Origin of the sequence: Shewanella sp. CAL98-MNA-CIBAN-0140 (assembly GCF_040309905.1) — a bacterium.
Taxonomy (GTDB): domain Bacteria; phylum Pseudomonadota; class Gammaproteobacteria; order Enterobacterales; family Shewanellaceae; genus Shewanella; species Shewanella psychromarinicola.
This window is the reverse complement of the sequence record NZ_JBEOPI010000145.1, coordinates 1-277: the sequence shown is the minus strand read 5'-3', so window position 1 is coordinate 277 and position 277 is coordinate 1. Positions and strand designations below refer to the sequence as shown.

Sequence of the window (277 nt, the reverse complement as noted above, 5' to 3'; positions counted from 1 at the left end):
GACAAGAGGCGTATTGTCAAAATGTCGCTGAAGGTCTTGATGACTTAGAGGCAATGGCAGACGCTGGCTACAAAGCCAAGAATCAAGCGAACGCAGAACGCTCGCTAAAAAATCTAAAAGATAATGAAGTGATACAGAATCGCATCATCGAACTAAGGGCCATCAACCTTTTAGAATCAGGAGAAAGTCCTGAAGGTGAAACCGCTGAAGTCGTTGAGCTGGTTAATGCACTACACTTCTTTCAAACTATTTATAAAGACCGTGGCAAGTCTATGAA

Annotated in this window: 1 protein-coding gene; it reads left to right on the top strand. The window is 42.6% G+C overall.

The window, feature by feature from the left end; genetic code table 11:
- The coding region (locus AAEY93_RS20510; RefSeq protein WP_351079490.1) for a hypothetical protein at window positions 1–277 on the top strand (277 nt) is incomplete at both ends.